The organism is Variovorax sp. Soil_C_17 (genome assembly GCF_057657265.1).
Map to the genome: position 1 here is coordinate 452400 of NZ_JBDGIT010000003.1, position 13762 is coordinate 466161.

The window sequence follows — 13762 nt, forward strand, 5'->3', positions numbered from 1 at the left end:
GCATGCAGGAACGCGCTCCCGGCATCGTCCTGCTCGCGCATGGGTCGCGCGATGCGCGCTGGCGCGAGCCCGTGGAAGCCGTGGCGCGGCGGGTGGCCGAACGCGCCCCGGCCGCGCTGGTGCGCTGCGCCTACCTGGAGCTGTCGCAGCCCGACCTGCGCAGCGCCATGGCGGAGCTGGTGGCAGGCGGAGTGGGCAGTGTCCGCGTGGTCCCGCTCTTTCTCGGCATGGGCAAGCATCTGCGCGAGGACCTGCCCGGGTTGCTCGATGAACTTCGCGCCCTGCATCCGCAGGTGCCGGTGGAACTGGCACGAGCCGTCGGCGAGGAACCCGAGGTGCTCGATCTGCTGGCCCGGATCGCACTGAAGACCTGAACCTTCGGTGTTTTCGATAGACATCGAAGGCATAATGAAATCCGAAATAAGACGGAATTTGTTATGAATCTTCACCAGTTCAAGTTCGTGCAGGAGGCGGTGCGTCGCAACCTCAACCTGACCGAGGCAGCCAAGGCTTTGCACACCTCGCAGCCCGGCGTGTCGAAGGCGATCATCGAGCTCGAGGAAGAACTGGGGGTGGAAATCTTCGCACGGCACGGCAAGCGCCTCAAGCGCGTCACCGAGCCGGGCCAGCATGTGCTGGCGAGCATCGAGCTCATCATGCGCGAGGTGGGCAACCTCAAGCGCATCGGCGAGCAGTTCAGCGCCCAGGACAGCGGCACGCTCTCGATCGCCACCACCCACACGCAGGCCCGCTACGTGCTGCCCGTGCCCGTCGCCAAGCTGCGCGAAGCCTACCCCAAGGTCAACGTCAGCCTGCACCAGGGCTCGCCCGACCAGGTGGCCCGGATGGTGATGGACGAGATCGCCGAGATCGGCATCGCCACCGAGTCGCTGTCGGACTACACCGAGCTCGTGACCCTGCCCTGCTACGAGTGGCAGCACGTGCTGGTGCTGCCCAACACGCACCCGCTGGCCCAGAAGGAACGCATCCATCTCGAGGACATCGCGGCCGAGCCGATCATCACCTACCACCCCTCCTTCACCGGCCGCACGCGCATCGACCACGCCTTCGCGCAGAAGAAGCTCACGCCCCGCATCGCGCTGGAGGCGATCGACTCCGACGTGATCAAGACCTACGTGCGCCTGGGCCTGGGCGTCGGCATCGTGGCCGAGATGGCGGTACGCGACGACTCCAACGCCGACCTGGTGGTGCGGCCGATGGGCCACGTGTTCGGCACCAACATCGCCCGCGTCGCCTTCAAGCGCAGCGCCTACCTGCGCAACTTCGTCTTCAAATTCGCCGAGCTGCTGTCCGACCGGCTCGACCGCAACCTGATCGCCAAGGCCTTGGCCGGGCACCACGAGGACTACGAACTATGAGCCCCTCCACGGCTGCTCCGAAGGGAGCTCTTACCGCAGCCGAAGGCGAAGGTACTTCGATCAGCGCCCCCGTCGCGCGCACGCCCGACGTGCAGACCAAGCTGCCGAGCGTCGGCACCACCATCTTCACCGTGATGTCGGCGCTGGCCGTCGAGAAGAACGCGGTGAACCTCGGCCAGGGCTTCCCGGATTTCGGCTGTGACCCGAAGCTGCTCGACGCCGTGACGGCCGCCATGGCAGCGGGCCACAACCAGTACCCGCCGATGCCCGGCATCCTGCCGCTGCGCGAGGCGATCGCCGCGAAGGTCGAGACGCTGTACGGCCACCGCTACGACCCGGCGAGCGAGATCACCATCACCGCCGGCGCCACCCAGGCCATCATCACCGCGATTCTTGCCGTGGTGCACGCCGGCGACGAGGTGATCGTGCTCGAGCCTTGCTACGACAGCTACGCACCCAACATCGAGCTGGCCGGCGGCACCGTGGTGCGGGTGCCGCTCACGCCCGGAAGCTTCAGGCCCGACTTCGACAAGATCGCGGCCGCGATCACGCCGCGCACGCGCGCCATCGTCGTCAACACGCCGCACAACCCCAGCGCCACCGTCTGGACGGAGGCCGAGATGCGGCGCCTCGAGGCGCTGCTGGCACCCACCGACGTGCTGGTGATCAGCGACGAGGTCTACGAGCACATGGTCTACGACGGAGCGCGCCATGAGAGCGCGGCGCGCTTCCCGGGACTGGCCGCGCGCAGCTTCATCGTCAGCAGCTTCGGCAAGACCTATCACGTGACGGGCTGGAAAGTCGGCTACGTCGCGGCGCCGGCGCCGCTCACGGCCGAGTTCCGCAAGGTGCACCAGTTCAACGTGTTCACCGTCAATACGCCGATGCAGCACGCGCTCGCCAGCTACATGGCCGATCCGGCGCCCTACCTCGAACTGCCCGCCTTCTACCAGCACAAGCGCGATCTGTTCGCCGAGGGCCTGGCGAAGACGCGGCTGAAGCTGCTGCCGAGTGCCGGCACCTACTTCCAGTGCGTGGACATCCGCGAGGTCAGCGACCTCGGCGAGGCGGATTTCTGCCAGTGGCTCACCCGCGAGATCGGCGTCGCCGCCATTCCGCTGTCGGCCTTCTACGCCGGGGGCTTCGACCAGCGGGTCGTGCGCTTCTGCTTCGCCAAGAAAGACGAGACGCTGCGCACGGCGCTGCAGCGGCTGGCCCGGCTCTGAGCCCGATTCATCTGCACCTTCTGACACAAACGGTAGGAGAGTCCTGACTGCCGGAGGGCGCGCCTTCCGGCGGTGGGCAAGCCGGCCAGCCTCGACCATGAAGGCCTAGGTTTACAACACCAAGGAGTCTTCCATGTCGCTCTCGCTGATCCTGCTGATCGTCCTGATCCTGCTGCTGATAGGCGCACTGCCGAGCTGGGGCTACAGCCGCAGTTGGGGCTACGGGCCGAGCGGCGGCCTGGGCCTGGTGGTGCTGGTCGTCATCGTGCTGCTCCTCATGGGGCGCATATAGGCCCGGCGGCGCCACGGCGCCACGAAGGCAAAGCCCACCGCCGGTGGGCTTTTTTTCGTCCGCGCTTCAGCCTTGCAGCTGCGCCCAGAGCTTGTCCAGCCGCTTGACGCTGACCGGCTGAGGCGTGCGCAACTCCTGCGCGAAGAAGCTCACGCGCAGTTCCTCGAGCAGCCAACGGAACTCGTCCATGCGCTCGTCCACCGCGCCCTTGCGCTCGGCCACCAGGCGCCAGTAGCGCTGTTCCTGCGGCCGCAGCTCCGCCAATCGTTGGGCGTCGCGGACCGGATCGGCGCGCAGCTTGTCCAGCCGCAGGCTGATGGCCTTGAGGTAGCGCGCAAAGTGCGCCAGCCGCGGCCAGGGAGTCTGCGCGACAAAGCGCTTGCCCACCAGGCGCTGCAGCTGCTGCGCGGCATCGGCGGTCGCCTCGGGCTGGACTTTGGTGTCCTTGATCTTGCGCGCGGCGAGGGCGTACTCCCCGAGGATGGCGCCCGCGAGACGGGCGATCTCGTTGGCGATCAGCGTGAGCCGCCCGCGCCCCTCCTCCACGCGGCGCTCGAAGGCCGCCTGGTCGGCCGGCAGCGGCTCCTGCAGGAAGGCACGCTCGAGCGCCACCTCGACGATCTGTTCGCGCAGTTCCTCGGCCGTGCCCAGCGGCATGTAGGCCACCGCCATCTTCTGCAGGTCGGGAATGTTCTTCTCGAGGTACTTGAGTGCGTCCTTGAGCTGCAGCGCGAACAGCCGGCGCAGGCCGGCGCGATGCTTGGCGGCGGCCACCGCCGGTTCGTCGAAGACTTCGATCGTGACTGCATCGCCCGCATCGATCAGGGCCGGGAAGCCGATCAGCGACTGCGCACCGCGGCGCACCTCCATCAGCTCCGGCAGCTCGCCGAAGCTCCAACGGGTGTAGCGCTGCCCGGCGGGCAATGCCGGTGTAGCACCGGCTTTCTCCGCCGCGCGAGCCGCCGGCTGCGCGGCCGGGCCGGCGTCCGCAGCCGGCGCATCGGGCGCGGCCCGGACCTGCAGCCCGGCCAGCGCCTGGAAGGCGCCACGCGCCTTCGCGCCCAGCTCCGCCTTGAGCGCGCCGAGGTTGCGGCCCATGCCGAGCTGGCGCCCGTGCTCGTCGATCACGCGCAGGTTCATGAACAGGTGCGGCGGCAGCATGTCGAGCTTGAAGTCGGTGCGCTTCACGTCCAGGCTGGTCTCGTCGCGCACGCGCTTCAGCAGCGCATCGGTCAGCGAGCCATGGCCGAAGACCTCCGGCGCGCTCAGCACCTGCGCCAGCCGCGTTGCGGATTCCGGCAGCGGAACCAGCCGCGCGCGCGGCTTCTGCGGCAGGCTCTTGAGCAGCGCCTGCACCTTGTCCTTGAGCATGCCGCCGACCAGCCACTCGCAGCGCTCCTCGCTCACCTGGTTCAGCACGAAGAGCGGCACGCTCACGGTCAGCCCGTCGCGGGGGTCGCCGGGCTCGTGCAGGTAGCTGGCCGCGCAGTCGACGCCGCCCAGGCGCAGCGTGGGGGGGAAGGACTGCGTCGTGATGCCGGCCGCCTGGTGGCGCATCAGCTCCTCGCGCGTCAGGTAGAGCAGCTTCGGCGCCTCTTTCGAGGCCTGGCGATACCAGTTCTCGAAGCCGAATCCGCTGGCTGCGTCGGGCGGCAGCTGGGCGTCGTAGAAGGCGTAGATCAGCTCGTCGTCGACCAGCACGTCCTGCCGGCGTGCCTTGTGCTCCAGGCCCTCGATCTCGCGCACCAGCTTGCGGTTGGCCGCCAGGAAGGGCAGCTTGCTTTCCCATTGCCCGCCGACCAGCGCCTCGCGGATGAAGATCTCGCGGGCCGCGACCGGATCGACACGCCCGAACTCCACGCGCCGCCCGCTGTAGACCACCAGGCCATAGAGCGTGGCGCGCTCCAGCGCCACGACCTGCGCGCTTTTCTTCTCCCAATGCGGATCGAGCAGTTGTTTCTTGAGCAGGTGGCCCGCCACTTGTTCCAGCCATTGCGGCTCGATGTTGGCGATGCCGCGGCCGAAGAGGCGCGTGGTCTCCACCAGTTCGGCGCAGACGATCCAGCGGCCCGGCTTCTTCTTGAGGTGCGCGCCCGGATGGCGGTGGAACTTGATGCCCCGCGCGCCGAGGTATTCCGAACCCTGTCCCGAGCCTGTCGAAGGGTCCTCTTCCATCTTCCAGCCGACGTTGCCGAGCAGGCCGGAGAGCATCGACACATGCAGCGCTTCATAGCTCGCAGGCGTGGCGTTGATGCGCCACTTGTGCTCGGTGACCACCGTGAGCAGCTGCGAATGGATGTCGCGCCACTCGCGCACGCGGCGGACATTGACGAAGTTCTGGCGCAGCAGCTGTTCGTACTGGCGGTTGCTGAGCTTGTGGGTGGGCGTACCCACCCCGCCGCGCGCATCATGAATCCATTGCCACAAGCGCAGATATCCGCTGAACTCGCTCTTCTCGTCGTCGAACTTGGCATGCGCCTGGTCGGCCTGCTGCTGCGCATCGAGCGGCCGGTCCCGCACGTCCTGCACCGACAGCGCGCTGGCGATCACCAGCACCTCCTCGAGCGCGCCGCGGCTGCGCGCCTCCAGGATCATCCGCCCGACCCGCGGGTCCAGCGGCAGCTTCGCCAGCTCCGCGCCCATCGGCGTGAGCTCGTTCGCATCGTCGACCGCGCCGAGCTCGTTGAGCAGCTGGTAGCCGTCGGCGATCGCGCGCCGCTGCGGCGCCTCGAGGAACGGAAAGCGCTCCACGTCGCCCAGGTGCAGCGACTTCATCCGCAAGATCACGCCGGCCAGCGAGGAACGCAGGATTTCGGGGTCGGTGAAGCGCGGCCGCGACTCGAAGTCCTTCTCGTCGTAGAGCCGGATGCAGATGCCGTTCGCGACCCGCCCGCAGCGCCCGGCGCGCTGGTTGGCCGCGGCCTGGCTGATGGGCTCGACCAGCAGCTGCTCCACCTTGCTGCGGAAGCTGTAGCGCTTGACGCGCGCCGTGCCGGCGTCGATCACGTAGCGGATGCCCGGCACCGTCAGCGAGGTCTCGGCCACGTTGGTGGCCAGCACGATGCGCCGGCCGCTGTGGCTGTCGAAGATGCGGTCCTGCTCGGCCTGCGACAGCCGCGCGAACAGCGGCAGCACCTCGGCGTTGCGCAACAGCGGCTGGTGGCTCAGGTGCTTGCGCAGGTGGTCGGCCGCCTCGCGGATCTCGCGTTCGCCGGGCAGGAAGACCAGGATGTCGCCCGCATCGCGCGGGTCGCGCCAGAGCTCGTCGACGCCGTCGGCGATGGCATCGTTGAGGTCGTAGTCGCGCGACTCCTCGAAGGGTCGGTAGCGCTGCTCGACCGGGTACATGCGGCCCGACACCATGATGGTCGGCGCCGGCGTCATCGGCCCCGTCGCTCCGCGCTGCGCGTCGTCGCTGCCCCCCGAGGCGGCCGCGCCCGGCCTGGGGCGGCCCGACGCCGGGCTCGCCGACGCGAAATGCCGCGCAAAGCGTTCGGCATCGATGGTCGCCGAAGTCACGATCACCTTGAGATCCGGCCGCCGCGGCAGGATCTCGCGCAGATAGCCCAGCAGGAAGTCGATGTTGAGCGAGCGTTCGTGCGCCTCGTCGATGATCAGCGTGTCGTAGGCCTTGAGCAGCGGGTCGGTCTGCGTCTCGGCCAGCAGGATGCCGTCGGTCATCAGCTTCACGGAGGCGTCGCGCGACAGCCGGTCCTGGAAGCGCACCTTGTAGCCCACCACCTCGCCCAGCGGCGTCTTGAGCTCTTCGGCAATGCGCTTGGCCACGGACGAAGCCGCGATGCGCCGCGGCTGCGTATGGCCGATCAGCCGCCCCCGGCCGGGCGGCGCGTTGAGCTTGCCGCGGCCCATCGCCAGCGCGATCTTGGGCAACTGGGTGGTCTTGCCGGAGCCGGTCTCGCCGCAGACGATCACCACCTGGTGCGCGGCGATGGCGGCCATGATTTCGTCGCGCCGGGCCGACACCGGCAGGGACTCTGGAAATTCGATTCGAAGCGCAGTCGAGGACAAGGGCGGCAGTTCGGGGAAAATCGTCGATTATCTTGCGACCTGCCTTCCTGCCTGTCCGATCCCGCCCATGTCCACCGTTTTCAACTTCACCTTCGTCCCCTGGTTCCGCTCGGTGGCGCCCTACATCCACATGCACCGCGGCAAGACCTTCGTGGTCGCCATGGCGGGCGAGGCCATCGCAGCCGGCAAGCTGCCCAACATCGCGCAGGACCTGGCGCTGATCCAGAGCATGGGCGTCAAGGTGGTGCTGGTGCACGGCTTCCGGCCGCAGGTCAACGAACAGCTGCGCGCCAAGGGCCACGAGGCGAAGTACTCGCACGGCATCCGCATCACCGACGAGGTGGCGCTCGACTGCGCGCAAGAGGCCGCCGGCCAGTTGCGCTACGAGATCGAAGCCGCCTTCAGCCAGGGCCTGCCGAACACGCCCATGGCCGGCTCGACGGTGCGCATGATTTCCGGCAACTTCATCACGGCCCGGCCGGTCGGCGTAGTCGACGGCGTCGACTTCCAGCATTCGGGCCTGGTGCGCAAGGTCGATGCCGCGGGCATCCGCCGCGGGCTGGACTTCGGGGCCATGGTGCTGATGTCGCCCTTCGGCTTCTCGCCCACCGGCGAGGCCTTCAACCTGACGATGGAGGAGGTCGCGACCAGCGTGGCCATCTCGATCCAGGCCGACAAGCTGATCTTCCTGACCGAAGTGCCCGGCATTGCGCAGGACCCCACCCAGCCGATCAGCGAGGACAACCCCATCGACACCGAGCTGCCCCTGGACAGCGCGAAGAAGCTGCTGGCCTCGCTCTCGTCCCCGCAGAAGCCGACCGACACGGCCTTCTACCTGCAGCACTGCGTCAAGGCCTGCGAAGCGGGCGTGGAGCGCAACCATATCATTCCGTTCGCGGTCGACGGCTCGCTGCTGCTCGAGGTCTACGTGCACGACGGCATCGGCACCATGGTGATCGACGAAAAGCTCGAATCGCTGCGCGAGGCGACGGCGGACGACATCGGCGGCATCCTGCAACTGATCGAGCCCTTCGAGCGCGACGGCACCCTGGTCAAGCGCAGCCGCACCGAGATCGAGCGCGACATCGGCCAGTACACGGTGATCGAGCACGACGGCGTGATCTTCGGCTGCGCCGCCCTCTACCCCTATCCGGAAGCCAAGACCGCCGAGATGGCGGCGCTCACCGTGTCGCCCCAATCGCAGTCGCAGGGCGACGGCGAACGCATCCTCAAGCGCGTCGAGCAGCGCGCCAAGGCCAGCGGGCTCGAAAGCATCTTCGTGCTCACCACCCGCACCATGCACTGGTTCCTGAAGCGCGGCTTCCAGCAGGTCAACCCCGACTGGCTGCCCGAGGCGCGCAAGCGCAAGTACAACTGGGACCGCAAGAGCCAGGTGCTGGTCAAGAAGCTCTGAACGGCAACGACATGAATCCCCTGCTCTCCAAGCTGCAACCCTATCCCTTCGAGCGGCTGCGCCGGCTCTTCGCCGATGTCACGCCCAATCCGGATTTCGCGCCCATCAGCCTGGGCATCGGCGAGCCCAAGCATCCGACGCCGGAATTCATCAAGCAGGCACTGTCGGCCGGCCTGGGCGCGCTGGCGGTCTATCCGGCGACCGCCGGCGACCTGAAGCTGCGCCAGTCCTTCACCGCCTGGCTGCAGCGCCGCTACGCGCTCGAACTGGACCCGGCGACACAGGTGTTGCCGGTCAACGGATCGCGCGAGGCGCTGTTCGCGCTCGCGCAGACGGTGGTCGATGCGTCGAAGAAGCCGGGCCCGGTGGTGCTCTCGCCCAATCCCTTCTATCAGATCTACGAAGGCGCTGCCCTGCTGGCCGGCGCCGAGCCGTACTACGTGCCGAGCGTGCCGGCGCGCAACTTCGCGGTCGACTGGGACAGCGTGCCGGCCGCGGTGTGGGAACGCACCCAACTGGTCTTCGTGTGCTCGCCCGGCAACCCCACGGGCGCAGTGATGCCGATGGAGGAGTGGCAGAAGCTCTTCGCCCTGTCCGACCGCCACGGCTTCGTGATCGCGTCCGACGAGTGCTACAGCGAGATCTACTTCCGCGACGAGCCGCCGCTCGGCGGCCTGGAGGCCGCGGCCAAGCTGGGCCGCAGCGACTTCCGCAACCTCGTCGCCCTCACCTCGCTGTCCAAGCGCAGCAACGTGCCGGGCCTGCGCAGCGGCTTCGTGGCGGGCGATGCCGCGATCATCAAGTCCTTCCTGCTCTACCGCACCTACCACGGCAGCGCCATGAGCGGGGCCGTGGCAGCGGCCAGCATGGCGGCCTGGGGCGACGAGGCGCACGTGGTGGACAACCGCGCCCAGTACCGCGCCAAGTTCGCCGCCGTGACGCCTCTGCTCGAGAAAGTCCTGGACGTCCGGCTGCCTGACGCGAGCTTCTATTTGTGGGCCGGCATCCCCGCCGCGTGGCAGGGCGACGACGCCGCCTTCGCCCGGGCGCTCCACGCTCAATACAATGTCACGGTGCTGCCAGGCAGCTACCTCGCGCGCGAGGCCAACGGTGCCAACCCGGGCCGCGGCCGCATCCGCATGGCACTGGTGGCCGACACCGCCGAATGCACCGAGGCCGCGCAGCGCATCGTGAACTTCATCCAGAACCGAGCCCATCCATGACCCAGCAACTCCAGCAGACCATCGACGCCGCGTGGGAAGACCGCGCCAATCTCTCCGCCACCAGCGCTCCGAAGGAAGTTCGCGATGCGGTCGAGCACGTGATCGCCGAGCTCAACAACGGCCAGCTGCGCGTCGCGACGCGCGAGGCCGTGGGCCAGTGGACCGTGCACCAGTGGATCAAGAAGGCCGTGCTGCTGTCCTTCCGCCTCAAGGACAACGAGCAGATGCAGGCCGGCTCGCTCGGCTTCTACGACAAGGTGCCGACCAAGTTCTCGCACCTCTCGGCCAACGAGCTCAAGGAAGCCGGCGTGCGCATCGTGCCGCCGGCCGTCGCACGCCGCGGCAGCTACATCGCCAAGGGCGCGATCCTCATGCCCTCCTACGTGAACATCGGCGCCTACGTGGGCGAAGGCACCATGGTCGACACCTGGGCCACCGTCGGCTCCTGCGCCCAGATCGGCGCCAACGTGCACCTCTCGGGCGGCGTGGGCATCGGCGGCGTACTGGAGCCGCTGCAGGCCGGCCCGACCATCATCGAGGACAACTGCTTCATCGGCGCGCGCTCCGAAGTGGTCGAAGGCGTGGTCATCGAAGAGAACTCCGTGCTCTCGATGGGCGTGTACATCGGCCAGAGCACCCCCATCTACGATCGCGCCACCGGCGAAGTCTCCTACGGCCGCGTGCCCGCGGGCTCGGTGGTGATCAGCGGCACGCTGCCCAAGGACAACGGCAAGTACAGCCTCTATGCCGCGATCATCGTCAAGCGCGTGGACGCGCAGACGCGCGCCAAGACCTCGCTGAACGACCTGCTGCGCGACTGAGCCGGCGAGCCGCCACTTTTTTTTCACAACACGCTGGAGGAGAGAGCCGATGAAGACGATGGAGCGAATTCTTCGCCTGATGGCCGAGCGCAAGGCATCCGACATCTACCTGTCGGCGCAATCCCCGGCGCTGATCCGCATCAACGGCAACTGCGTGCCCATCAACGCGCAAGTGCTGCCGCCCGAGGCGCCACTGGCCCTGCTGGCCGAGGTGGTGCCCGAGCAGCGCATCGCCGAACTCGAACTTACCGGCGAGCTCAACATGGCGATCGCCCTCGAAGGCGCGGGCAACTTCCGCATCAGCGGCATGCGCCAGCGGGGCAGCTATGCGGTGGTGGTGCGGCATATCGCCTCGGTGATCCCCTCCTTCGACGAGTTGAATCTGCCCGAGATCCTCAAGACGCTCGTGATGGAGAAGCGCGGCCTGATCCTGATGGTGGGCTCCACCGGCGCCGGCAAGAGCACCACCCTGGCCTCCATGCTGGACTACCGCAACGAGCACGCCAGCGGCCACATCCTGACGGTCGAAGAGCCGATCGAGTTCACCTTCACCAACAAGAAATCGATGGTGAACCAGCGCGACGTCGGCAGCGACACGCAGTCGCTGCAGATCGCCCTGAAGAACGCACTGCGCCAGGCGCCCGACGTGATCCAGATCGGCGAGATCCGCGACCGCGAGACCATGACGGCCGCGATCGCCTACGCCCAGTCGGGCCACCTGTGCGTGGCCACGCTGCATGCCAACAACAGCTACCGCGCGCTCAACCGCATCCTGAGCTTCTACCCGGTGGAGGTGCGCCCCACCCTGCTGAACGACTTGAGCGGCGCGCTGCGCGCGATCGTCGCGCAGCGCCTGCTGCGCACGCCCAACGGCAGCCGCGTGCCGGCGCTGGAGGTGATGCTCAACACCGCGCTGGTGGCCGAGCTGATCGGCAAGGGCGACTTCTCCGGCGTCAAGGAGGCCATGGAGCAGTCCATGGCCGAAGGCTCGCAGACCTTCGAGGAAGACATCGCCCGACTCATCACCGAGAACCGCATCACCCGCGAAGAAGGCCTGTCGCAGGCCGACTCCCCGACCAACCTGATGTGGCGCCTGCAGAACCGCAAGGCCGCGCCGGCGCGCAAGGAAGAGCAGGCCTTGCTCGACCAGGTCGACGAACCCTCCTTCACGGACATCACGCTCGACGTCCGCCACTAGCTTTTTTATGTCCCGCACGCTGCAACTCGCCGAACAACTGATCTCGCGCCCTTCGGTCACTCCCGACGATGCGGGCTGCCAGCAGATCCTCGGCGAGCGGTTGGCGCGGCTGGGCTTCAGGCTCGAGACCCTCGAAAGCGGCCCCGCCGACTTCCGCGTGACCAACCTGTGGGCCGTGCGCCCCGGCAGCGCGGGCGCCGAGGCCGCGCGCACGCTGGTCTTCGCCGGCCATACCGACGTCGTGCCCACCGGTCCGCTGGAACAGTGGAACAGCCATCCCTTCACGCCCACCCACCGCGATGGCCGGCTCTACGGCCGCGGCGCCTGCGACATGAAGACCTCGCTGGCCGCCTTCGTGGTCGCCATCGAGGACTTCCTGGCCTTGCGGCCCGACCCGCGGCTCACGCTGGCCTTGCTGCTCACCAGCGACGAGGAAGGTCCCGCCGTCGACGGCACGGTGGTGGTCTGCAAGGCGCTGGCCGCGCGCGGAGAACGCCTCGACTACTGCATCGTCGGCGAGCCGACCTCGGTCGAGCGCTGCGGGGACATGATCAAGAACGGCCGCCGCGGCACCATGAGCGGCCGGCTCACCATTCAGGGCGTGCAGGGCCATATCGCCTACCCGCACCTGGCGAAGAACCCGGTCCATGCCTTTGCGCCCGCGCTCGCCGAACTGGTCGCGATCAACGACGCGGGCGGCTGGGACGCGGCGCCCAACGCCCACTTCCAGCCGACCAGCTGGCAGATCAGCAACATCCACGCAGGCACCGGCGCCAGCAATGTGATCCCCGGCAGCGCGGTGGTCGATTTCAACTTCCGCTTCTCGACCGAGGCGACGCCCGAGTCGCTGCAGGCGCGGGTCAGGACGGTGCTCGATGCGCACGGGCTCGACTACACCCTGTCGTGGACCGTGGGCGGCCTGCCCTTCCTCACTCCGCCCGGCGAGCTGGTGGCCGCGGTGCAGCAGGCCATCCGCGACGAGACAGGCATCGAGACCGCGCTGTCGACCAGCGGCGGCACCAGCGACGCGCGCTTCATCGCGAAGATCTGCAAACAGGTGGTGGAGCTGGGCCCGGTCAACGCCAGCATCCACAAGATCGACGAGCACATCGCCGTCGCCGAGATCGAGCAGCTCAAGAACATCTACCAACGCACGATCGATCGGCTCGACGCGCTGTTTTCGGCATGAGCGCCACGCAGAACCGCTTCAAGCGAGCTCGCGTCCCCTCGGGCGGCAGCGAGAACACGCAGTGCCGAGCGCGGGGGCTGTAGTGACCACGGTGATCGAACTGATCGAGGCCGGCGAAAGGCAGCTGGCCGCGGCTGGCGTCGCCTTCGGCCACGGCACCGGCAATGCCTTCGATGAAGCCGCCTGGCTGGTGCTGTGGCGCCTCGGCCTGCCGCTCGATGGCCTGGACGAAGCGGCCGAGCGCCCGGTCTCGCCGGCGGACGCCGCCCGCGTGGCCGAGTTGCTGGCGGCCCGCATCGCGACGCGCAAGCCCGCGGCCTACCTCACCCGGGAGGCCTGGCTGCAGGGCGTGCCCTTCTACGTGGACGAGCGCGCCATCGTGCCGCGCAGCTTCATCGCCGAATTGCTGGCCGACGGAACCATCGACCCCTGGCTCGGCGAACACACGCAACGGGTGCTGGACCTGTGCACCGGCAACGGCAGCCTGGCCGTGCTGGCGGCGCTGAGCTATCCGGACATCCGCGTGGATGCGGCCGATCTTTCGACCGAGGCCCTCGAGGTCGCGGCCATCAACCTCGCGCGCCACCAGCTGGACGATCGCATCACGCTCGTCGAATCCGACGGGCTCGCCGCCCTGCGCGGCCCCTACAACCTGATCCTCTGCAACCCGCCTTACGTCAATGCGCAGAGCATGGCCGCCCTGCCCGCCGAATACCGCGCCGAGCCCGAGCTGGCGCTGGCCGGCGGCGCCGACGGCATGGACTTCGTGCGCCGGCTGTTCGCCGACGCCCCGTCCCGCATGAGCGAGCACGCCGTGCTGGTGCTGGAGATCGGCAACGAGCGCGAGCATTTCGAGGCGGCGTTCCCGAACCTCGAGGTGGTGTGGCTCGCCACCAGCGCCGGCGACGACCAGGTGCTTCTGGTCACCCGCGATTCCCTGAAATGAAAATACCCCCACGCTCATTGCTTCGTGTATCGCTGCCCCCTCAGG

11 protein-coding genes are annotated in these 13762 nt (G+C 68.2%); 10 read left to right on the top strand and 1 reads right to left on the bottom strand.

Annotated features, from left to right (window positions below; genetic code table 11):
• Window positions 1-2: 2 nt before the first annotated feature.
• From AC3A6Y_RS17260 to AC3A6Y_RS17275, 4 genes are all read left to right on the top strand, one after another.
• Entirely contained in the window at window positions 3-374 is a 372-nt protein-coding gene (locus tag AC3A6Y_RS17260; protein WP_487869450.1) for a sirohydrochlorin chelatase, read from the top strand.
• A gap of 63 nt (window positions 375-437) precedes the next feature.
• Window positions 438-1379, top strand: a complete 942-nt coding sequence (locus AC3A6Y_RS17265; RefSeq protein WP_487869451.1) for a CysB family HTH-type transcriptional regulator — start codon at window positions 438-440, stop codon at window positions 1377-1379.
• The gene (locus AC3A6Y_RS17270) at window positions 1376-2605 is read left to right on the top strand and encodes a pyridoxal phosphate-dependent aminotransferase (RefSeq protein ID WP_487869452.1); all 1230 of its coding nucleotides are present in this window, start codon (window positions 1376-1378) and stop codon (window positions 2603-2605) included. Before AC3A6Y_RS17265 ends, AC3A6Y_RS17270 begins: the two co-directional genes overlap by 4 nt.
• Before the next feature lie 133 nt (window positions 2606-2738).
• Window positions 2739-2897 (top strand): DUF3309 family protein, encoded by a 159-nt coding sequence (locus tag AC3A6Y_RS17275; RefSeq protein ID WP_083944858.1) that lies wholly within the window; start codon window positions 2739-2741, stop codon window positions 2895-2897.
• Window positions 2898-2963: 66 nt separating this feature from the next.
• On the opposite strand, the gene hrpA is transcribed toward AC3A6Y_RS17275, so the two are convergent.
• A complete protein-coding gene (gene hrpA / locus AC3A6Y_RS17280) occupies window positions 2964-6857 on the bottom strand; it encodes an ATP-dependent RNA helicase HrpA (protein WP_487869453.1) in 3894 nt (1297 codons plus the stop codon).
• A 136-nt stretch (window positions 6858-6993) separates the two neighbouring features.
• Here hrpA and argA point away from each other — a divergent pair, with 136 nt between their 5' ends.
• From argA to prmB, 6 genes are all read left to right on the top strand, one after another.
• Complete coding sequence (gene argA / locus AC3A6Y_RS17285; RefSeq protein WP_487869454.1) at window positions 6994-8340, top strand: amino-acid N-acetyltransferase; 1347 nt, start codon at window positions 6994-6996, stop codon at window positions 8338-8340.
• A gap of 11 nt (window positions 8341-8351) precedes the next feature.
• Complete coding sequence (dapC, locus tag AC3A6Y_RS17290; RefSeq protein ID WP_487869455.1) at window positions 8352-9563, top strand: succinyldiaminopimelate transaminase; 1212 nt, start codon at window positions 8352-8354, stop codon at window positions 9561-9563.
• On the top strand, window positions 9560-10384 hold the full coding sequence (gene dapD, locus AC3A6Y_RS17295; RefSeq protein ID WP_487869456.1) for a 2,3,4,5-tetrahydropyridine-2,6-dicarboxylate N-succinyltransferase: 825 nt from the start codon (window positions 9560-9562) through the stop codon (window positions 10382-10384). The genes dapC and dapD overlap by 4 nt, the downstream gene beginning before the upstream one ends.
• 49 nt (window positions 10385-10433) lie before the next feature.
• Window positions 10434-11582 (top strand): PilT/PilU family type 4a pilus ATPase, encoded by a 1149-nt coding sequence (locus AC3A6Y_RS17300; RefSeq protein WP_487869457.1) that lies wholly within the window; start codon window positions 10434-10436, stop codon window positions 11580-11582.
• Between the two features lie 7 nt (window positions 11583-11589).
• Entirely contained in the window at window positions 11590-12771 is a 1182-nt protein-coding gene (gene dapE, locus AC3A6Y_RS17305; protein WP_487869458.1) for a succinyl-diaminopimelate desuccinylase, read from the top strand.
• A gap of 82 nt (window positions 12772-12853) precedes the next feature.
• A complete protein-coding gene (prmB, locus tag AC3A6Y_RS17310; protein WP_487869459.1) occupies window positions 12854-13717 on the top strand; it encodes a 50S ribosomal protein L3 N(5)-glutamine methyltransferase in 864 nt (287 codons plus the stop codon).
• Window positions 13718-13762: the final 45 nt, after the last annotated feature.